Raw genomic sequence first — 19,413 nt, 5'->3', positions numbered from 1 at the left:
GCCACCCAGAGCGAAGCCGTACGAGCACGGAGAGACCCATGTCAGAGCCGCAGACCACCCTCCGCCAGTCCCGACCCCCGGCCCGGAAGGCGGCCGACCCCAAGCAGGAGCGATCCGCCCGGACCCGGCAGCGGGTCCTGGTGGGCGCCGCCGAACTCTTCACCGAGCGCGGCTTCCTGCAAACCTCGGTCAAGGACGTCGCCGACCGGGTCGAGATGACCAAGGGCGCCGTCTACTTCCACTACCCGACCAAGGAGGCGCTGGCCGTCGCGATCGTCGAGGAGCACTACGCGCGCTGGCCGCGCCTGCTCGACGAGGTGGTCCGGGAGGGCCTCGGCCCGCTGGCCACCGCCGCCCGGATGCTGGAACGGGCCGCCGCCGCCTTCCAGGAGGACGTGGTGGTCCAGGCCGGCGCCCGGCTGCAGATCGAACGGCCGCAGATCGACGCCGAGCTGCCCACCCCGTACGTCGACTGGATCGCCCTGCTGGAGTCCCTGCTGGTCTCCGCACAGGTCGACGGCGAGCTGCGGGCCGACGTCGTGCCGGGTCGGGCGGCGCGCGCCCTGGTGTCCGCGTTCTTCGGCTCGCAGCACGTCTCCGACGTCCTCAGCGGGCGGGCCGACGTGGTGGAGCGCTGGCGCGACCTGAGCGAGCTGCTGTTCCGCGCGATGCGCACGGGATGAGACCGGCGCCGCCCCCGGACGGGCGGGGCGGCGCCGGACCCGGGCGCGCCGTCCGGGGAGGTCCGGCTCGGCCCGGGCCCGTCCGGGAGTCGGTCGGGGGAGGCCGGCTCCCGGACGGGTGCTCTCAGGGCGGGTGAGCTCAGGACGGGTCGGTGATCTGGCGCCCGGTGCCGAGGACCACCAGGCCGCCGATCACCGCGAGGGCGGTCAGGGCGGCGGCGAAGACGGTGGCGCCGCTGGTCAGGCCGACCGCGTCGCTGAGGTAGCCGGCCGAGACCGGGAGGACGCCGGCGGGGATGTAGCCGCCCACGTTCAGGGCGGCGTTGGCCTCGGCGAGGCGCTGCGGGGCGATGGTCGAGTTGAGCAGGGACAGGCCGCCGAGCTGGCCGAGGCCCTGGCCGGCGCCGGCCAGCAGGGCGGCGGCGATCAGGGCGGCGACCGTTCCGGCGTGCACCGCGACGATCAGCACCACCATGCTCAGGACGGTGCTCACCGCGCCGGTGAGCAGGATGGTGCGGCGGCGCAGCCGCTGGACGGCGAACTGCACGCCCGTCGCGGTGAGGAACATCGCGAAGGCCATCGCGCCGGCCACGATCCGGTTGGTGGTGCCGAGCAGCCCGGAGAGCAGCGACGGGCCGAGCGAGAGCACGAACGAGGTCGCGGTGATGCCGGGCGCGAACACCGCGATGCCGAGGGCGAGTTGGCGGCCCCGTCCGGCCGGGACGCCGGGCACCCGGATCCAGGCGCCCTTGCCGCGCCGCTCGGGGCGGCGCACCGGCATCCGCAGCACCACCAGCACGGCGCTCGCCAGGACCACGGCCTCGACCACGAACACCGTCACCGTCGGCCCGGGGGCCAGTTCGGAGAGCGCGCCCGCGAGCAGCGGGCCGAGGCCCGCGCCGAAGACCATCGCGCAGGAGGCGAGCAGGGCGGCGATCCGCTTGCGGTCCGGGCCGGCCACGTCGGTGACCGCGGCCATGCCGGCCGAGACGACCGCGCCGACCGCGATGCCGGTGAACAGCCGGGCCACCAGCAGCGCGAACACGCTGCCCGCCGTCCCGAAGATCAGGCAGGCGGCCAGGGCGAGCGCCAGCGCCGGGAGCAGCACCTGCTTGCGCCCGATCCGGTCGGAGACCACGCCGGACACCAGCAGGGAGCCGATCAGGCCCACGATGTAGAACGCGAACACCACGGTCAGGGTGCCCTTGGAGAAGCCGATGTCGTGCTGCCACAGCACGTACAGCGGCGTGGCCGCGTTCGACAGCACGAACACGGCGGTGATCGGCCAGGCGGCCAGCCACACCCACGCCAGCGGGGCGACCCGGCCTGCGGCGGCAGCGGCCCCGGCGGAGTGGTTCGGCACCTCCTCGACGGCCTGGTCGGCTGCGGTTCCGGTCTTGGGCATGGCGACTCCTCCCGATCCGACTGTGGGCTCTCCATCAGTACGAGTCAAGTCGAACTTAGCATGCAGTACGATTCGAGTCGTACTGCATAGGAGCCGAGTTATGGACGAACGGAGGAACCGCCTATGACCGCGACCGCCAGCCCCGCCCCCGCCTTCAAGGTGCTGCCGGAGCCGCCCGACCTGCCCGAGCCGCTGCCCGAACCCGCCGTCGGGGAGCTGCGCCTGGAGGACGTGCTGGCCGCGCTCAGCTCGCCGCTGCGGCTGTCCATCGTCCGCAGGCTCCTGCTGGAGTCCGAGGACTTCGACCACTCCTGCCACTGGTTCGGCCTCGACCGCCCGAAGTCCTCCCTCACCCACCACTTCAAGGCCCTGCGCGAGGCCGGGGTCACCCGCCAGCGCCAGTACGGCCTGGAGCGCCGCAGTCAGGTCCGGGTCGCCGACCTCGAAGCCCGCTTCCCCGGCCTGCTCGCCCTCGTCGCCGCCTGGACCCCGCCGGACGAGCGACCGGACGAATGACCGGACGAGTGGCCGGACGAGTCACCCGCCCCCGGCGCCCGCCCCCGGCCGCTCCGGCGCCGCGCGGCGGGGCCCGAGGGGGCGTTCCCGGGGGTCGGAGCTTTGGTGCCGAACAGGCACAAAGCCGTTGCCGGGTTGTCGTGCCCGTCGACTAGAGTCCGCTACGGAAACGAGCGAGACGGCTACCGCCGGGCACGGAGACACCGCGCCCGGGCCGTCTCAGGGGGAGAGACTCCAGATGTTCAAGACCGGACGCACGTACCTCGCCGCCACCGCGGTGGTGCTCGCCCTGACCGCGACGGCCTGCGGCAGCAAGGGCGACGGCGGCACCGGCGGCAACGGCGGCGCCGCCCAGCCCGCCCCGAGCGGCACGAACTCCGCGGCCTCCGTCTCGGACCTCGACCCGGCCGCGCTGCTCAAGCTGGTCGGCGAGAAGACCAGCGCCGCCAAGTCCGCCAAGGTCGAGATCAGCAACGAGATCGGCACCGCCTCCAAGAGCACCATGAAGGGCGCCATCTCCTGGGAGCACGGCCTCCAGGGCGAGACCACCGGCACCATGGGCGGCGCGATGGCCGAGGCCCTCACCAAGGCGGGCGGCGACGGCACCTTCACCGTCCGCTACCTGAGCGAGGCGATGTACGTCAACATGGGCGACGGCATGGCCTCCCAGCTCGGCGGCAAGCACTGGATCAAGTACGGCTACACCGACCTGGCCAAGCTGATGGGCGCGGCCGGCGACAGCATGAAGAACCAGCTGAAGAACGCCGACCCGATCTCCTCGGTGCGCGCGATGATCGCCTCCGGCCAGGTCACCAAGGCTGGCCAGGAGACCGTGAACGGCGTCAAGGCCACCAAGTACACCGGTGACCTCGCCGCGGCGGACATCGCCAAGGCCACCTCGCAGGGCCTCACCGCCGACCAGGCCGAGGCGCTGCAGAAGCAGTTCACCGACGCCGGCATCACCACCGACCACATCGAGCTGTGGATCAGCAGCGACAACCTGCTGGTCAAGAAGGTCGAGAAGTTCTCGACCACGGCCGGCGATGCCGTCTCCACCGCCTCCTACTCCGACTACGGCGCCAAGGTCACGGCCACCGAGCCGAGCGCGCTCGACACGGTGGACTTCGCCGAACTGGTGAAGAGCAGCCAGTCCGGCTCCTGACCGCACGTCATACGCCGCACGCCGCATGCCGCATGCCGCACGCCGTACGGCGCACGACGCGGAGGAGGGGGGACCGGCAGCGCGCCGGTCCCCCCTCCTCCCGTTCCCTCCCGCCCTCAGGCCCGGCCGTCGACCGGCACCACCGGCAGCCCGTCGACCCGGACGAAGCCGTAGCCGCGTTCGGCCAGGCCCTCGATGACGGCGGGCAGCGCCTCGACGGTCTGCGAGCGGTCGCCGCCGCCGTCGTGCAGCAGGATCAGCGCGCCGGGACGGGCCTGGTCGAGGACGGCGCGGGCGATGGCGTCCGGGCCCGGCATCGACCAGTCGGACGGCTCGACGTCCCAGAGCACCACGGTGGCGCCCGACTCGCCGATCCAGCGCAGCACGTCGGGCGTCCGCCCGCCGTAGGGCGGCCGGAACATCAGCGGTGCGCCGTCGCCGCCGACGGCCGCCGCGATCGCCCGGTCGGTGCGGGCGAGTTGGGCGAGCAGCTCGGGCCGGGACAGCTCGGGCAGGTACGGGTGGGACCAGGTGTGGTTGGCGAGCTGGTGCCCCGGCGGCGGCCATCCGGCGCAGCTCGGCGCGGTGGGCGAGCGCGTGCAGGCCGACGCAGAAGAAGGTGGCGGGCACCGCGTACCGGTCCAGCACGTCCAGGATCCGGCCGGTGTACGGGGGGTTGGGGCCGTCGTCGAAGGTGAGCGCGACCACCGGCCGGCCGCCGGTGTTGCCCCACAGGCAGTGTCCGGCGCGGACCATCCGCTCCAGCTCGGCGGCGCTGGTCCCGATGTCGGCGACCATCTCGGCGGAGCGCCCGCCCAGCGTCCCGGTGCCCGGGCCCAGCCGGACGACCGCCGCCGGGTCGCGGGCGGCCGCCCCCGCCAGCTCCTCCGCCGGGACGGAGCCGAACCCGCGGCGCGGCGGCAGCAGCCACGGGTCGGCCCGGTAGACGTCCAGACCGGCGGCCAGCAGGCCGCCGTCCAGCATCCCGTTGGTGGAGTCGATGACCGTCGCCAACTCCTCGCCCGCCGCCGCGCACGCGCGCCGCAGGCCGAGCAGGTGCGCGGTGACCGCGCCGACCTCCCCGGCCGCGAAGCGGACCGTGGGCGCGACCGGGCGGCCCGCCGCGTCCAGGACGGCGACCTCGAAGCCGACGGCGGTCCAGGCAACTCCCGAGAAGCGCATCGCGGTCCTTCGCGGCCGGCCGCGGCCAGGCCGCCGCGGGAACGGTCAGGAAGCTTTCCGAACAGTCGATGGCGCGTCAACCCTACTGACGGGAAAGGGAACTGAAATACCGTCAGTCACCGACGGGGCGTCAGTGCTCCAGGTCGGCGCGCATCGCCGCGAACAGCTTGGCGGCGTCGGCCGGCGCGGTCGCGGGGAACAGCGCCACCGCGGCCGTCGACGCGTCGACCCAGCCGCACAGCGCGTCGTTGCCGAGCGGGAAGCACTCCAGGTTGCCGCCGAGCGGGCCGGCCGGGTACGCCACCGAGGTGCCCGGGCTGCCGGCGGTGCCCTGGCCGACCGCGTAGTCGACCAGGCCGCGCCACAGGTGCTCGCGGCGCTTGCTGGGCTCCTCGGGCACGTTGTCGACGCCCGCGAACAGCACCGGACGGCCCTTCTGCCGCTGGTAGTTGGTCTCCACCAGGGTCATCCCCGCGCGCATCTCGCCCGGGTCCACCGGCACGTCGCTCAGCTGGGACTCGCCGGTGCCCCGGAGCAGCCCGCCGGCCGTCTGCGCCTCGGTCAGCTTCCGCTTGCCGTCGGGCGCGGCGGGCGCGGCGGAGGAGGCGGGCGGCGTCGCGACCGGCGTCGGGCGCGCCGAGCCGGTCGCGGGCTGCGCGGTGCCCGACGCGGCCGCCGCCGGGCTGCTCGCGGCCGGGGCGGCCGCGTCGCCGTCCGTCCCCTCGGGGTCGCAGGCGGCGAGGGTGAGCGTCGCGGCCAGCGCCGCGGCGGCGAACAGGGCGCGGGCGGCGAGCGGTTGACGTGCGGTCATGGCGGGTTCCCCCAGGGTGCGTGGTGAGGTGCTGCGCCCGGGCTGCCGGACCCGGGGTGCGTGACGAGGCAGGACGCTATCGGTGCCGGCCCCGGCCCGGAGCCGAAGACGCCGTTTCCGGACCGCATCGGGACCGGACGGTGACACGTCACCCCCTCCCGTCCCCTCCCGTCTCCCTCCCGTCCCGCGCCGGGCGGGGACGGTCCGGTCCGCGGACGGGAAAACCGTTTTGGCGCGGCGCCCCGGCACCGCGATGATGCGGACGGGTGTGCCCGCACGGACCGGGCGCGCCGACCACCCGCACCACGCCAGGAGGACACCGCGTGCATCCCGACCTCGCCAAGGCCAGCGAACTGCTCGACGCCGACGACCCGCAGGGTGCCGTCCGGGAGCTGCGCAGCGTCGCGGGAGACCTGACGGCAGCCGAACTTGCCCCGGCGGTCGCCAGGTTGGCCGAACTGGCCGGGATCGACGACCTGGCCCGGGCCGCCGCCGCACTGGCCGACGGGCCCACCGCCCCCGGCCCGCTCTACGCGTACGGGTACGCCTGCATCGAGCACGGCCTGTCCGAGTTCGCGGTCCCCGCGCTGCGCCAGGCGCTGGCCGGCGCGCTGCGCGGCGAGGGCGCGCCCGAGGGCAGGCGGCGGCTGTTCGGCCGTTCCCGCCGGGCCGGGGCCGAGGTCGTCCCGCGCCAGGTGCTGCTGGAGCTGGCCGTCGCGCTGGAGGACGGCGAGCGGCACGCCGAGGCCGTCGAGCTGCTCGACGAGCACCACGCGATCACCGACGACTGGCCCGACCGCTACCTGCTGGTGCACAACGCGCTGATGGCCGGCCGGCTCGACCGGGCCCGGGAGGTCTTCGACGGGCTCGCCGCCCCCGACGAGACCTGGCAGCCCGCCGCCGACCGGATCCGCCGCACGCTGGCCCGGGCCGCCGCCACCCCGCCCGCCGGCCCGACCGACCTGCGCGGCTGGCACCACGTCCTCACCGGCGGCCTGCTCGCCACCCGCTCCCCGTTCGGTTACGACGCCGGGATGACCGGCCGCTGGGCCTACCTGCAGGGCGGCTGGGACGACTGCCGGCTCGGCCTGGAGCGGCTGGGCGCCGTCCTGGCCGCCACCGACCGCCACCCCACCGCCGTCGCCCTGCTGCCCGACCGGGGCAGCCGGGTGCTCGGCCTGGCCGCCGCCGAACTGCTCGGCCTGCCCGCCGCCCCCTACCGGCCCGGCACGCCCGACGCGCTGGTGGTGGCGTACGACCTGAACGAGGTCGACCCGGAGCTGCTGGAGCAGCTGCACGAGCGGGCCCCCGGCGAGGTGCTGTACGAGCACGCCACCTGCTGGACGGACACCCCGGCGGTGTCGGCCGACGTCTGCGGCCTGCTGGTGCAGCGGATCGTCGCGCCCTGGGAGCCCCGGATGGAGGTGGGCGAGGAGGGCCGGGTCTCCGAGGTCCCGGCCGACGGCCGCCCCGCCGAGGAACTGGCCCGGGAGATCCTGGCCGCCTCCGCCGAGCCCGACCCGGGCGACGGCAGCGCCCCGCCGGACCCGCAGGAGGAGCTGGAGCGGTTCGCCGCCCGGGCCGCCGCCACCTGGGCGACCGGCCCCCGGGACCGGATCCGCTCGGCCGGCCCGGTCCGCAGCTCCCGCTTCGACTGACCCGGGCGGTCGCGGACCCGCCCGCGCCCGCTGGACCGAGGGGGTCCGGCGGGCGCGGGCGGGTGCGTGCTGCGGGTGGGGCTACCTGCCGGGGCGGGACCTGCTCCAGGCCGGGGCGACGAGGGCGACCAGGGCGACCGCGAAGCCGATCTGCAACAGGTGCCGGATCCAGTCGATGCCCCCGGTGTGCCGGACGCCGATCCAGCCGGCCACCAGGTTCCCGAGCAGCGCGCCGGCCGCGCCGAGCAGCATGGTCAGCCACCACGGGATGGACTGTGGGCCGCGCAGGATCAGCTTGGCGAGCACGCCCAGGATGAAACCGATCAGCAGAATCCAGAGGAGTTGGAACATCGAAACCCAGCCTTTCCGGTCGGGGCCTTTCCGGTCGGTGCCGACCGGTCGGGTGCCGGCCGGTGGGACAGCGGTGACCGGACGGCGGTGAACCGTGCACGGGCCCGCCGACGGGCGGGTCCGCACCTGCCATGATCGCGCGCCCCGGCCGTCCGGGCATCTCGGCAACCACCCGGACCTGCGGGTTTGCAAAGCCTCGGCAAAGGGTAACGGGACGCCCCGGACCGGGGGGCCCGGTGATTGCGCCGCGACGCGGTGTGGTGGGATAAACGACCTGAGCGCACGTCAAGTCCTACGGGGGGACACGGGATGGCAGCGGGTTTCGGCTACGAACTGGGCGAGCTGGCGAAGATCCAGCGGGAGTTCCAGACGATCCAGCAGCGAATGGGTGAACTGTCCAAGCAGACCGGTCACATCAAGGCGGTGATGACCAAGGCCGTCACCACCGACCTGGCCGCGGGCGCCCTCGGCGGCGTCATCGGCTTCGGCGCGGTGGTCGCCCAGGTCCGCGACCGGGTCGAGGCGATCCAGAAGCAGATGGCCGCCCTGGAGCGGACCAAGAACGAGCTCACCAGGAACCTCGGCGACGACGTCGCCAAGCTCGCCACCGTCGCCAAGCGGTACGCGGAGGCCGAGCGGCGCGCCCACGAGGCCGTCGAGAAGCCCGGCCAGGGCCGCCACCCCGGGCAGCCGTCCCACCCGAACAAGCCGGGCCACCGGCCGGGCAAGCCCGGTCAGCCCGGCCACCGGCCGGGCCACCCCGGGCAGCCGTCCCACCCGAACAAGCCCGGTCACGGCGGCGACCACGGCAACGACCCCGCGCCCACCGTGTCGCACGAGGGCGCGATCAAGGTCGGCGAGGTCACCTACGGCGGCAAGGGCAAGTACAAGAGCGGCGAGGCGGCCTGCCGGGAGTACATCGCCCAGGCGCTGGACGCGATGGGCGTCACCGACCCGAAGGCCCGCGAGGCGTGGACCGAGGGCATGCTGACCATCGCCAAGCGCGAGTCCACCTACAACGCGCCCACCTCGCAGATCAACCTGTCGGACGTCAACGCGCACGGCGCCACGGTCGGCGACGGCCACCCCGCGAACTGCTCGCGCGGCGGCTGGCAGTGCATCCCGACCACCTTCGCGGCCAACCACGTCAAGGGCACCTCCACCGACATCTACGACCCGGTGGCCAACGTCGCGGCGTCCATGACGTACATCCGCGGCAGGTACCACGTCTCGCCGGACGGGCACGACCTGGCGGCCAAGGTGCCGCAGGCCAACCCGAACCACCGGCCGCAGGGCTACTGACCCGCCCGGTCCGCCGCCGGCCCGCGACGGCCGCCCCCGCACCCGTGCGGGGGCGGCCGGTCGCCCGCTGCCGCCGCCCCGTCACCCCGTCACCGAACCCCCCAGGGATACCCGTGCGTTCGCTCCGCCTCGCCGCCACCGCGGCGGCCTGCCTCTCCGCCGTCGCGCTCCTGTCGGCCTGCGACCCCGACGGCACCGGCGGCGGTGACGCCGTCACCACCGCCGCCACCACCCCCGCCCCCGGCACCGCCACCCCGGCGGCCTCCGCCCCGGCCGGCGGCACCGCCTCGCCCGGTACGGCGAGCAGCCCGGCGGCGAGCGGCCCGGCGGCGGGGGAGGCTGCGCCCGGGAAGGCGGGACGGCTGCCCGGCGGGGTGTGGATCGACCCGAAGGCGGTGTCGCTGAACTCCGCGCTGCACTGGAAGGCGCCCGGCTCCGCCGTCAAGGTCCTCGGCGAGAAGGGCGCCTTCCGGATCGAGACGCTCTGCCGGATCCCCCGCGAGGACTCCTTCGCCGAGGTGCCGATGGTGGAGACGGCCTCGCTGGGCGGCACGGCCGACGACTGGGCGGCGGACGAGACCGTCGCGAGCTTCGGCTCCTCGCAGAAGGACAGCGGCCGCGCCCAGAGCGCGTACGCCGTGTTCAACGCCCTGAAGGAGGGGGTGAAGGGCTGCGCCGCCACCGTGCCCGGCGCGGTGGTGAAGGTGGACTCCGAGGACGGCATGACGCTGGCCGCCACCCTGAGCGTCCCGCTGGCGGGTGGCGGCACCGCCGAGGTGCACGAGTACCTGGCCGCACCGGACGGCTCGGTCGCCGAGCTGACCCTGCACGCCCAGCTGTCCGAGGGCGCCCACCCGAGGACCGCCTGGTCCGCGCCCGCCGCGGCCGGTCCGCTGGACGCCCTGGCCAAGCCGCTCTGCCGCGCCTTCGCCGACTGCTGAACCCCCGCTCGCCCCACCGGGCCGGTCCGCGCGCCGCGCGGGCCGGCCCGCCGCCGTCCGCGCCCCTCCCGCATCCTCCCGCGCGCGGCGCCGCCGGGGCCGTCCCCGGAACCGTTACACACTCCTCGCCGCATCCCCCTCGACCGGTACCTCTCACGCAGAGCTAAAATCGGGGGGTGAGCGAAACGCCGGAGGAGTACCAATCCGCCGAGGAGCTCTCCGGGCTGCTCGTCGGCATCCAGCGGCTGATCCGCCGCCGCCTGCTGTCGGCCTGGCCGGACGGCCCCAGGCTGCGCGGCGCCCAGGTCGAGCTGCTGAGCCTGGTGCTGGACAGCCCGGGCGTGCGGGTCTCCGAGGCGGCCGAGGAGCTGTTCCTGGCCGGCAACTCGGTCTCCACCCTGGTCAACCAGCTGGTCGGCAAGGGCCTGCTGCGCCGGGAGGGCGACCCCGCGGACGGGCGGGCGGTGCTGCTGTACGCCACCGACGAGGCCGTCGAGCGCCTGGCCGCCTGGCGGGCGCGCCGGGCCGAACTGATCGGCGAGGTGGCCGCGGAGCTGCCGGCGCCCGACCGGGCCGCGCTGGTCGCCGCCCTGCCCGCGCTGCGCGCCGTCGCGGCCGGCCTGCGCGGGCGGGAGGGCGACCTCCGGACGGGGCCGGCGGCGGTGGCCGACCCGAAGGTCGACGGCCCGGCCGCCAGCGGTCCACCAGGTGCCGCGGTACCCCGAGAACGACCGCGGCACCTCCGGGAGCGGGGCACGGGCTCCCGCGCTCCCGGGGGCGTCCCCCGTGGACGCGCTCAGTAAAATATCACATTGCCCATCGCGGCGGTGGGGCCGCTCAGCAACCCGGCTCCGTCGCGCCCGCCGCCCCGGCCGCCCCCGTCGGGCCGGTGGCCGCGAACAGCGCGTCCAGCGCCTCGTCCACCCGCGCGCGCTCGGCCGCGCCGCCCGGCGGCACCAGGTACAGCGTTCGCCGCACCCAGGCCGCCACCGGCGCCGCCGGGGCCTGCAGGAAGGCGTCCCCCTCCGGCGAGCAGAGCATCAGCGTCACCATCCGGCGGCCGTCCACCGAGGCCGGCCACACCCGGACGTCCCCGAGGCCGGTGGGCCGCAGCAGCCCCTGCACCAGCAGGTCCCGGGCGAAGAACCAGCCGATCGGCTGCGCCGAGTCGACGTGGAAGGCCACGTGCACCGCGTACGGGTCGTCGGGGCAGTACACCAGCCGCGCCGGAACGGCGAAGGCCTCCTCCGGCGACAGCAGCAGGTCCATCACCAGGTCGAGGCGCAGCTCGGCGGGGCTCTCCATCACGGGTGTCTTCTCCAGGCGGTCCGGCCCGGCGGGTCCGGGCTGGTCTGAGCAGGAGACTAGAGCCGCCCGGCGCACCCACGGGCGCCCTGGACGCCAACGCTGTCCGAACGAACAGCGCCACCCCGTCCCGGCCTGTGGGCGGCGACAAAACCCTCCCTCCAACGGCCCGACGCGCCGTCAACACCCGCCCCCGCCCTCACCCGTGGAACGCCCGTGCGGCCGCCGCCCCGTCCCGGCACCCCCACGGCGTGCCCGCCCCGGCCCGCGCCCCCGCGCCGACCGCGCGCGCCGCTCCGCGCCGTCCCGTGCCGCCTAGGCTCACCGCATGGGCACCCGACTCCCCGAGGCGCCGGTGGACTCGGCCGCGCGACTGGCCGGCCACCTGCTGGACCGGCTCACCGCGCTCACCGAGGAGACGGTCCGCCGGATCCGCGACAACATGACCGTCTACCGCAGCGCCGGACCGCTGCCCGCCGGGGACCTCACCGAATCCGTCCGCAGCAACATCGAGTTCACCCTGCGCCGGCTCGCCCACGAGGAGGGCCCCTGCCTGGAGGCCCCCCGCCGCACCGGGCGGCTGCGCGCCGAACAGGGCGTCCCGCTGGCCACCGTGCAGTCCGCGTTCCGGATCGGCTTCGCCCACCTCTGGGAGACCATGGCCGCCGAGTCGCTCCGCCACGGCCTCGCCACCAGCGGGGAACTGGTGCAGATGGCCACCGACGTCTGGCGGTTCAACGAGGAGTCGACCACCGCCATGATGAACGCCTTCAACCGGACCACCGCCCTGCTGATGGTCCGCCGCGACCAGGAGCGCTCCGCCCTGGTCGACGTGGTGCTGCGCGGCGGCATGGGCAACCCCGGCTCGGTCCTGGAGGCCGCCGACATGCTCACCCTCCCGTACGACGGCACCTTCGCCGTGGTCGTCGCGCACGCCCCCGGGCTCGCCCGGCAGGCGCTGCCCGACATCGAACCCACCCTGCGCGAACACGACATGGGCTCCGCCTGGCGGCTCACCCCGGACGCCCACATCGGCATCGTCTCGATGCGCGCCGCCGCCGCGATCGACCAACTGGTCGACACCCTGCGCAGCCAGACCGTCCGCCGGGCCGGCGTCAGCCCCTGCTACACCCGGCTCGACCAGACCCCGCAGGCCCTGCACCTGGCCCAGGTCGCGCTCGCCAGCTCCGCCCGGCCCGACGAGACGGTCACCCTGTTCGACGCCAACCCGCTGCCGATGTTGGTGGCCAGCGCCCCCTCCACCGCCTCCCGGATCGGCAACCAGGTGCTCGGCCCGGTGATGGAGCTCCCCGACGGCCAGCGCGAACAGCTGCTCACCACGATGTCCACCTGGTTCGCCGTCGACGGCTCCGCCGACAAGGCCGCCAAACTGCTCCACTGCCACCCCAACACCATCCGCTACCGGCTGCGCCGGATCGAGCAGCTCTCCGGCCGTACCTTCGAACGGCGCCTGGACTCCGCCGAGTTGTACATCGCGCTGCAGGCCGTCCTGCACCTGCCCGGGGTGGTGCGCGACCCGCTGGAGTGAGCGCGCCCCCGCCGGGGCCCGCGGCCTTCCCCGGCCCCGGGACCCCGCTACCTCGGCCGGCCGGCCCCGGCGGACGCCGCCGCCGGCCGGTTCGCGGCGGCCGCGGCGGCGGCCACCGGCAGCGGGTCGCGCGGCGGGCGGCCCAGCAGCTCCGCGAGGTCGGGGGAGGTGCCGGCCAGGAAGCCGTGCCGGACGGTGCTGGCGATCGAGGCGAGCATGGCCGGCTGGAACGGCAGCAGCCCCGGCATCGCCGCGCGGACCAGCTCCCGGTGCTCGCCCAGGCCGACGGTGCGGTGCGCCACCCCGAGCCGCTCGGCCACCAGGCCCGCCGTGACCGGCGCCCCGACCAGGTCGTACACCCGCCCGGCGTGCCGCGCCGGATCCGCCGCGACCCGCGCCGCCGCCTCGGCCAGGTCGGCCCGGGCGACCGCCGCCAACGCGCCGCCGCCGAACGGGGAGACCAGGCCCGCGCCGCCGTCCTCCCAGGCCAGCAGCCCGCCGAACAGCTCGGCGTACAGGCCGTTGCGCAGGACCGTCCAGGACGGGCCGCCCTCCCGCAGCAGGCGCTCGGTGGCGCGGTGCGCCAGGGCGAAGGCGAGGTGGTCGCCCGCCGTGGTCAGGCTGGTGTAGACCACGTGCCGGACGCCGTCGCGGGCCGCCGCCGCGAGCACCGCCGCGTGCCGGGCGACCACCAGGTCGTCCTCGGCGTAGCCGGCCGAGACCAGCACCAGGGTGGACACCCCGGCGAGGTCGAGGCCCGCCGGGTCGTCGAAGTCGAGGCGCCGCACGCCCTCGCCCGGCGTCCGGCTGCCGCCGACCACCGGCGCGCCCTCCGCCCGCAGGGCGGCCAGCACCGCCGCGCCGAGGTTCCCGTTCGCACCCGTCACCAAGATCATGTCGCTCGCCGTCCTCCGTCGCGGTCCCCGTGGGCTGACTACGCTTGATCCTCGATCGCGCCCGCACCGCCCACAAGGAGGCAGTTCGATGTCACCCACGCACACCGCGGTAACCACCCCCGCGGAGCTCGACCCCTGCGGGCACCAGGGCCATCCCGACTGCGGCATCCGCGACGTCCAGGACCGGCTCGGCGACAAGTGGTCCGTCCTGGTCATCGTCGAACTCGCGGGCGGGCCACGGCGGTTCCGCGAGATCCAGCGCGCGGTCGACGGCATCTCGCAGCGCATGCTCACCCTCACCGTCCGCCGGCTCGAACGCGACGGCCTGGTCCGGCGCACCGTCTACCCGACCGTCCCGGCCCAGGTCGACTACCGCCTCACCGAGACCGGCACCGGCCTCACCCACCTGGTCAAGGCACTCGCCGACTGGTCGCTCGCCCACCGCACCGCCATCGCCGACGCCCGCCACGCCTACGACCTCGCCCACCCCGGCCACGACATCCGCTGACCGGCCCCGCCCGGCCCGGCGCCGCACCCCGCCTCCCGGAACTCCCGCCGGTGGAGGGGGCCCTGGCAGGATCTCGCGGGGATCCGTCCACGGTGACGCTTGCCGGGCCGGATCCCCTTGCGCAGGATGGGCGCGTGTCCGGCCGCCGGCGGACGCCCGACCCCCAGGAGGCAACGATGGCTTTGGAGATGCGCGACCGCTGCGAGAGGTGCGGGACCGAGGCCCTGCCTCCGGACGCGCCGGCCCGGATCTGCTCGTACGAGTGCACCTTCTGCCCGGCCTGCGGCGACGCCATGGGGCACGTGTGCCCCAACTGCGGCGGCGAGCTCGTGCCGCGGCCGCGCCGCGCGGGCGGCGTCGCCCGGGCGCTCAGCGGCTGATCGAGACGGCGAAGGGCGCGAACCCGCCGGTTCGGATGACGTGCGGGACGAACAGGACCGCGGCCTCCGTGGCGCGGGCGGTCTCGATCCCGCCGAGGTCGGCGATCCACTCCTGCTTCCAGCCGAGGTCGGCGAGGAGTTCGCGGACGGTCCGCTTGGCGTGCGGGTCGTCGCCGGAGAGGAACGCGGTCGGCGGCTGGGCGAGGTCGGCGGGCGCGGTCATCACGGAGAAGAGCATCGTGTTGAGGGTCTTGACGACGTGCGTCCCGGGGAGGGCTTCCTGGAGCCGCTCGGCCAGGCTGGAGCCGGGGTAGAGCAGGTCGGCGGGCAGTCCGTCCGGTCCGTCGAGGGTGGCGTTGGAGACGTCGACGAGGATCTTGCCCCGCAGTTCGTCGCGCAGGGCGGCGAGCCGCTCCAGCGAGCCGGCGCCGGGGGTGGCGTTGACGACGACCCGTGCCGCGGCGGCGGCGTCGGCGGCGGCGCCCGGCGTGCGGTCCACCGCCGTCACCTGGTGGCCCGCGCGGGTGAGGGCCTGGGCGAGGTTGCCGCCGACGCGGCCGTTTCCGAGGACTGCGATGGTGGTCATGGGGTGCTGTTCCTCCGGTGGGTGCGGGTCGTGGTGGGCGGTCAGCGAGAGAGGGTGGTGACGGCCCGGGCGTGGACGCCGGGCGCGGCGGCCAGGAAGCTGTCGCTCCGCGGGGTCCAGGGGCGGCCCTCGGCGTCGGTGATCCGTCCGCCGGCCTCGGTGACGAGGAGCGCGCCGGGCAGCAGGTCCGCGCGGGCGCCGGAGAACTGCCAGAAGGCGTCGAGCCGGCCGGCGGCCACGTTCAGCAGGTGCAGGGTCGCGGGGACGGCGACCCGGACCACGAGCGCGTCGAGGAGCATCGCGGTGATCGAGGAGCCGATGCGCCGCACGACCTCCTCGTCCTCGTCGGGCCGGGCCTGGCTGGTGGCGACCAGGCCCAGGCCGAGGTCCGCGGTCGGGGACACGTGCAGCGGACGGCCGTCGAGGTGGGCGCCGGCGCCGGCGAGCGCGGTGTAGGTCTCGCCGGTCAGCGGCAGGTGGACCGCGGTGAGCACGGGCCGGTTGTCGCGGACGAGGGTGGCGGTCACCGCCCACTCGGGCAGGTCGTGCAGGTGGTTGACGTTGCCCTCGGCCGGATCCACGACCCACCACTCGCCGGGCGGCAGCGCCCCGCCGTCCAGTTCGTCCTCCACCCAGCCGGCGTCCGGGCGCAGGCCCGCCAGGCGGGGGCGCAGGACGGCGAGGGCCGCGTCGTCGTTGGCGGCGAGCGCGCCCATCAGCTCTTCGCGGGTCCGGTGGGGGACCACGCCTCCGAAGCGCTCCCGCAGCACGGAACCCGCCGCGCGTACGGCGTCGGCGGTCCGCGCGAGCAGGTCGGCGTCGGCCGCGGGGTCGAGGGGCGCGGCGATTCGGGCGGTCCGGGTCGATGCGGACATGGTGGTGCTCCCGTCTGAGGAGGAGGTGGTCGAGCGGACCGGGCGGAACCGCGTTCCGTTCGTGCCTGCGAATCGAAGGTAAGGGGGCCGACGATTAACCTCAAGTGCATGTCACGCACGAGTGGAATGACTCCCGTGCAAGTGAATGCGCCGCCTCCTCGCCGGTGCCCGGCGGCGGCCGGGCACCGGCGGACGGATCGGCGTCCCGCCCGCGGGCGGCGTCCCGACCGCGCCGGGGTGGACCGTTCGGCGTTCCGCGCAGCCGGGCCCCTCGTCCTGGCGAAGCGCTACCGGTCGGAGGCGTCGGGAGCGGTGAACAGGCCCTGGAGGGTCCGGGTTGCCAGGTCGAGCAGCCAGGTGTGGGCGGGGTCGTCGTCGTAGCGCTGGTGCCAGAGCAGGTGGAGGGGCACGGGCGGCAGCTCGAACGGCAGCGGCAGCGTGGTCAGCCCCAGCTGCTCGCGGGCGGAGCGGGTGACCGCGTCGGGGAGGGTGACCACCACGTCGGCGTCCCGGGCGAGTTGCAGGGCGGTGTCCGTCGCGGGGGCGGAGACGGTGACCCGGCGCTCGTGGCCGAGGGCGGCCACGACGTCGTCGACCCGGTCGCGCAGGCTTCCGCGCCGGGAGACGATCACGTGATCGGCCGCCGCGTACCGCTCCACGGTCACCGGCCCCTCGGTGAGCGGATGACCCGCCCGGACCGCGAGGATGATCCTGTCCCGGCCGATCAGGCGGTGGCGGATGTCGGGCTGCGACGGCGGTCCGGCACTGGAGGCCACGTCGACCTCGCCGCGGCGCAGCTCGGGGGTGTCGTGGCCGGGCTCGACCGTGAGACGGATCCTCGCCTTCGGGGCCTGGCGGTGCACCGCGGCGACGAGGGCGCTCCCGCAGGCGGTGGTGAGGGCGTCGTGCAGGCGGACGGTGAACACCCGCTCCAGGCCCGCCAGGTCGAGGTCCTGGTGGGAGGAGAGCAGCCGGTGGGCCTGCTGCACCAGGACGTGGACCTCGGTGCGCATGGCCAGCGCGCGGGGCGTGGGCGTCATGTGGCGTCCGGTGCGCACCAGGATCTGGTCACCGGTGGCCTTGCGGATGCGGCCCAGCGAACGGCTCATCGCCGGCGCCGTGACGTGGAGCCGCTCCGCGGCCCCGGCCACGCTGCCCTCTTCCAGCAGCGCGTCCAGGGCGCTGAGCAGATTCAAATCCAATGGCATGGCAGTAACCATAGAAGCGGCGAGCACGCGCTTTCCGTCAACGGCGGGGCCCGCCCCCGGGGGAGGAGAAGCCGCCCGGGTAGGCGTCGGCGGGTTCGTCGGACGCCCACGCGCCGCCGAAGCGGGAGACCGGCGACGCAACCGGCCCCGCTCCCGCCGGTCAGCCCGGTGCGGAGGGGTGCCGTCCCGGGTGGGCGGCCTGCCAGGCCGCCATCGAGGCGTTCCAGTCGGCGGCGGTCAGGGCGATCAGGGACGCCGGGAACAGGCCGTCCTCCTCCTTCGCGATGTGCGCGCGCAGCTCGTCGAAGGCCGCCAGCAGGGCCGCCCGGTCGGCCTCGACGGTCAGGTCGGTGGCGGCCAGCAGCCGGGCCAGCCCGCGGTGCTCGGCCTCCAGCCCCGCGACGTACTCCCCGAACTCCGGGTCCCCGCGCATCACCCGGAACAGCCCGCCCTCCTCGCCCCGCCAGTGCGACGTCAACTCCGCCACCAGCGGCGGCAGCAGCGCCCCCGCCGCCGCGACCTCGCCCGCCTCCAGCAGCCGGGCGATCTCCCCGGTCAGGTCGGTCGCCGCCTCGTGCTCCCGGATGAAGTCCTTGATCAGCGGGATCTCGCGGCACCCGCAGTAGTGACACATCCCGCCAGTCTGGACGCCCCGCCCACCCCGTACCGGACGGCACGCCGACCCCGCACCTTCACCGGGCCCGGCCCGCCACCGGGCGCCCGCCCCGGCCTTGCCCTCGACCGGGTCGAGGCCCCTAGCGTCGGCCGCCATGAGAACCGCCGCCCCCGCGCCCCCCGCACCCGCCGCCGCCCCGGGCCGACTGCCCCCGACGTACCTGTGGTGGCTCGCGGGCACCCGCCTCTCGGCCGTCGGCGACGCCGCGCTCGCCTGCGCCCTCGGCTGGGCCGCCGCCGGCCACGGCGGGACGGCGGCCGGGCTGGTCCTGACCGGGATCGCCCTGCCGCGCACCGTCCTGCTGCCGCTGGGCGGAGCGGTCGCGGACCGGATCGGCCCCCGGCGGACGGCACTGGCCGGGGACGCCGCGATGGAGCTGGTCGTCCTCGCCCTCGCCGTCGTCGACCGGACGGCGGGCGGCACCCCCTGGACGCTGCTCGGCTTCGCGCTGCTCATCGGCACCGTCGACGCCTTCCAGCTCCCGGCGAGCGGCGCCCTGCCGCGCCTCCTGGTCACCCCCGCCCAGCTGCCCCGCGCCCTGGCGCTGCGGCAGGCCGGCGGCCAGGCGGCCGTCCTGCTCGGCGCACCGCTGGGCGCCCTGCTGGTCGGCACCGCCGGCCTGGCCGGCACCGCGCTGGCCGACGCGGCGACCTTCGCGGCCGTCCTCGCCGTGACCCTGCGGACCCGTCCGGCCGCCACCGTCCCCCTTCCCGCTCTCGCCCCGGCCTCCGCCCCCGGCGGGCTGTTCGCCGCCGTGGCCGACGGCGTACGGGTGGTGCGCCGGGACGGGGCACTGCGCGCCGCGGTCGCCCTGGCCGCCGTCGCCGCCGCCGGGGTGCTGCCGGTGGTCGCGCTGCTCGCCCCGCTGCTGGTCCGCGAGCGCGGCTGGGGCGCGGCGGCGGTCGGAGCGGTCGTCGCTGGCCAGGCCGTCGGCACGCTGGCGGCGGCCCTGGCCGTCGCCCGCCGGAGGACCCCGCCCCGCCCCGGCCCCGGCGCCGCCCTCGGCCTGCTCGCCGCCGCCCTCGGTGGCGCCGCCCTCACCCTTGCCGCCACCCCGTCCTGGGCGGCCGGGGCCGCGGCCGCGGTGGGCGCCGGGTCGAGCCTCTTCGCCGCCCGCCTGGGCCCGGCCGTCCTGGCCGCCGCCCCGCTCTCCCACCTCGCCCGGGTCCAGGCCCTGCTGACCTTCGCCCAGAGTGCCGCCCTGGCCCTGGCCAACCCGCTCTGGGGCGGGCTCGCCGCCGCCTTCGGCGCCCGGCCCGCCCTGCTCGGCTGCGCCCTGCTGACCGCCCTCGCCGCCGCTTCGGCGGCCCTGACCGGCACCGGGCGCCGGCGGGGCGGCGTCGCTCCGGAGCAGTAAACGGATAGGTCATCCGTTCGTGCTATCGTCCGGCTGAAGCGGATGACTTATCCGATCGCCTG

Annotated in this window: 20 protein-coding genes and 2 pseudogenes; 11 read left to right on the top strand and 11 right to left on the bottom strand. The window is 75.9% G+C overall.

Annotation, left to right across the window (positions count from 1 at the left end; translation table 11 throughout):
* Nucleotides 1-38 precede the first annotated feature (38 nt).
* Entirely contained in the window at nucleotides 39-683 is a 645-nt protein-coding gene (locus ACZ3J7_RS06160; RefSeq protein ID WP_465617358.1) for a ScbR family autoregulator-binding transcription factor, read from the top strand.
* Nucleotides 684-822: 139 nt separating this feature from the next.
* On the opposite strand, the gene ACZ3J7_RS06155 is transcribed toward ACZ3J7_RS06160, so the two are convergent.
* Nucleotides 823-2,046 (bottom strand): MFS transporter, encoded by a 1,224-nt coding sequence (locus ACZ3J7_RS06155; RefSeq protein WP_465618004.1) that lies wholly within the window; start codon nucleotides 2,044-2,046, stop codon nucleotides 823-825.
* Nucleotides 2,047-2,211: 165 nt separating this feature from the next.
* Between ACZ3J7_RS06155 and ACZ3J7_RS06150 the strand changes: the two genes are divergently transcribed.
* Together ACZ3J7_RS06150 and ACZ3J7_RS06145 are read left to right on the top strand one after the other, a co-directional pair.
* The gene (locus tag ACZ3J7_RS06150; RefSeq protein ID WP_465617356.1) at nucleotides 2,212-2,604 is read left to right on the top strand and encodes an ArsR/SmtB family transcription factor; all 393 of its coding nucleotides are present in this window, start codon (nucleotides 2,212-2,214) and stop codon (nucleotides 2,602-2,604) included.
* A gap of 238 nt (nucleotides 2,605-2,842) precedes the next feature.
* Nucleotides 2,843-3,766 carry an SCO4651 family lipoprotein gene (locus ACZ3J7_RS06145; protein WP_465617354.1) on the top strand — a complete coding sequence of 308 codons (924 nt, stop codon included), beginning with the start codon at nucleotides 2,843-2,845 and terminating at the stop codon, nucleotides 3,764-3,766.
* Nucleotides 3,767-3,882: 116 nt separating this feature from the next.
* Here ACZ3J7_RS06145 and ACZ3J7_RS06140 read toward each other — a convergent pair whose 3' ends face one another.
* The 3 genes and pseudogenes from ACZ3J7_RS06140 to ACZ3J7_RS06130 form a co-directional block, all read right to left on the bottom strand.
* Nucleotides 3,883-4,272, bottom strand: coding sequence for a polysaccharide deacetylase family protein (locus ACZ3J7_RS06140; RefSeq protein ID WP_465618002.1), 390 nt, complete (start codon nucleotides 4,270-4,272; stop codon nucleotides 3,883-3,885).
* 109 nt (nucleotides 4,273-4,381) lie between these two features.
* Nucleotides 4,382-4,522, bottom strand: a pseudogene (locus ACZ3J7_RS06135) (polysaccharide deacetylase family protein); the annotation flags it as partial.
* Between the two features lie 556 nt (nucleotides 4,523-5,078).
* Complete coding sequence (locus tag ACZ3J7_RS06130) at nucleotides 5,079-5,759, bottom strand: hypothetical protein (protein WP_465617352.1); 681 nt, start codon at nucleotides 5,757-5,759, stop codon at nucleotides 5,079-5,081.
* Nucleotides 5,760-6,082: 323 nt separating this feature from the next.
* Between ACZ3J7_RS06130 and ACZ3J7_RS06125 the strand changes: the two genes are divergently transcribed.
* A complete protein-coding gene (locus ACZ3J7_RS06125; protein ID WP_465617350.1) occupies nucleotides 6,083-7,417 on the top strand; it encodes a hypothetical protein in 1,335 nt (444 codons plus the stop codon).
* An 81-nt stretch (nucleotides 7,418-7,498) separates the two neighbouring features.
* On the opposite strand, the gene ACZ3J7_RS06120 is transcribed toward ACZ3J7_RS06125, so the two are convergent.
* Nucleotides 7,499-7,768 (bottom strand): GlsB/YeaQ/YmgE family stress response membrane protein, encoded by a 270-nt coding sequence (locus ACZ3J7_RS06120; RefSeq protein ID WP_465617348.1) that lies wholly within the window; start codon nucleotides 7,766-7,768, stop codon nucleotides 7,499-7,501.
* 309 nt (nucleotides 7,769-8,077) lie between these two features.
* On the opposite strand from ACZ3J7_RS06120, the gene ACZ3J7_RS06115 reads away from it, so the two are divergent.
* The 3 genes and pseudogenes from ACZ3J7_RS06115 to ACZ3J7_RS06105 all read left to right on the top strand — a co-directional run.
* Nucleotides 8,078-9,070 (top strand): transglycosylase SLT domain-containing protein, encoded by a 993-nt coding sequence (locus tag ACZ3J7_RS06115; RefSeq protein ID WP_465617346.1) that lies wholly within the window; start codon nucleotides 8,078-8,080, stop codon nucleotides 9,068-9,070.
* A 113-nt stretch (nucleotides 9,071-9,183) separates the two neighbouring features.
* Nucleotides 9,184-10,011: a hypothetical protein gene (locus tag ACZ3J7_RS06110; RefSeq protein WP_465617344.1), complete on the top strand. Its 828-nt coding sequence runs from the start codon at nucleotides 9,184-9,186 to the stop codon at nucleotides 10,009-10,011.
* 176 nt (nucleotides 10,012-10,187) lie between these two features.
* Nucleotides 10,188-10,634: pseudogene (locus ACZ3J7_RS06105) on the top strand (MarR family winged helix-turn-helix transcriptional regulator); the annotation flags it as partial.
* A gap of 214 nt (nucleotides 10,635-10,848) precedes the next feature.
* Here ACZ3J7_RS06105 and ACZ3J7_RS06100 read toward each other — a convergent pair.
* The gene (locus ACZ3J7_RS06100) at nucleotides 10,849-11,316 is read right to left on the bottom strand and encodes an SsgA family sporulation/cell division regulator (RefSeq protein ID WP_465618000.1); all 468 of its coding nucleotides are present in this window, start codon (nucleotides 11,314-11,316) and stop codon (nucleotides 10,849-10,851) included.
* Between the two features lie 328 nt (nucleotides 11,317-11,644).
* Between ACZ3J7_RS06100 and ACZ3J7_RS06095 the strand changes: the two genes are divergently transcribed.
* Complete coding sequence (locus ACZ3J7_RS06095) at nucleotides 11,645-12,865, top strand: PucR family transcriptional regulator (RefSeq protein WP_465617342.1); 1,221 nt, start codon at nucleotides 11,645-11,647, stop codon at nucleotides 12,863-12,865.
* Between the two features lie 47 nt (nucleotides 12,866-12,912).
* Here the strand turns inward: ACZ3J7_RS06095 and ACZ3J7_RS06090 are convergent, their stop codons facing one another.
* On the bottom strand, nucleotides 12,913-13,761 hold the full coding sequence (locus ACZ3J7_RS06090) for a Rossmann-fold NAD(P)-binding domain-containing protein (protein ID WP_465617340.1): 849 nt from the start codon (nucleotides 13,759-13,761) through the stop codon (nucleotides 12,913-12,915).
* An 88-nt stretch (nucleotides 13,762-13,849) separates the two neighbouring features.
* Here ACZ3J7_RS06090 and ACZ3J7_RS06085 point away from each other — a divergent pair, with 88 nt between their 5' ends.
* Together ACZ3J7_RS06085 and ACZ3J7_RS06080 are read left to right on the top strand one after the other, a co-directional pair.
* Nucleotides 13,850-14,269: a winged helix-turn-helix transcriptional regulator gene (locus ACZ3J7_RS06085; protein ID WP_465617338.1), complete on the top strand. Its 420-nt coding sequence runs from the start codon at nucleotides 13,850-13,852 to the stop codon at nucleotides 14,267-14,269.
* A gap of 176 nt (nucleotides 14,270-14,445) precedes the next feature.
* Nucleotides 14,446-14,649: a DUF1272 domain-containing protein gene (locus tag ACZ3J7_RS06080; protein WP_465617336.1), complete on the top strand. Its 204-nt coding sequence runs from the start codon at nucleotides 14,446-14,448 to the stop codon at nucleotides 14,647-14,649.
* On the opposite strand, the gene ACZ3J7_RS06075 is transcribed toward ACZ3J7_RS06080, so the two are convergent.
* The 4 genes from ACZ3J7_RS06075 to ACZ3J7_RS06060 all read right to left on the bottom strand — a co-directional run bounded on the left by ACZ3J7_RS06075 (nucleotide 14,639) and on the right by ACZ3J7_RS06060 (nucleotide 17,952).
* Complete coding sequence (locus ACZ3J7_RS06075; protein WP_465617334.1) at nucleotides 14,639-15,235, bottom strand: NADPH-dependent F420 reductase; 597 nt, start codon at nucleotides 15,233-15,235, stop codon at nucleotides 14,639-14,641. The genes ACZ3J7_RS06080 and ACZ3J7_RS06075 overlap by 11 nt on opposite strands.
* Nucleotides 15,236-15,276: 41 nt before the next feature.
* Nucleotides 15,277-16,110, bottom strand: coding sequence for an inositol monophosphatase family protein (locus ACZ3J7_RS06070; protein ID WP_465617332.1), 834 nt, complete (start codon nucleotides 16,108-16,110; stop codon nucleotides 15,277-15,279).
* A 287-nt stretch (nucleotides 16,111-16,397) separates the two neighbouring features.
* The gene (locus ACZ3J7_RS06065) at nucleotides 16,398-17,318 is read right to left on the bottom strand and encodes a LysR family transcriptional regulator (RefSeq protein ID WP_465617330.1); all 921 of its coding nucleotides are present in this window, start codon (nucleotides 17,316-17,318) and stop codon (nucleotides 16,398-16,400) included.
* A 160-nt stretch (nucleotides 17,319-17,478) separates the two neighbouring features.
* Entirely contained in the window at nucleotides 17,479-17,952 is a 474-nt protein-coding gene (locus tag ACZ3J7_RS06060) for a hemerythrin domain-containing protein (protein ID WP_465617328.1), read from the bottom strand.
* A 136-nt stretch (nucleotides 17,953-18,088) separates the two neighbouring features.
* Here ACZ3J7_RS06060 and ACZ3J7_RS06055 point away from each other — a divergent pair, with 136 nt between their 5' ends.
* Nucleotides 18,089-19,351, top strand: a complete 1,263-nt coding sequence (locus tag ACZ3J7_RS06055; protein WP_465617326.1) for an MFS transporter — start codon at nucleotides 18,089-18,091, stop codon at nucleotides 19,349-19,351.
* The last annotated feature ends 62 nt before the right edge of the window (nucleotides 19,352-19,413 follow it).

Source organism: Kitasatospora sp. NPDC015121 (assembly GCF_055562955.1).
This window is presented reverse-complemented; position numbering and strand designations above follow the sequence as displayed.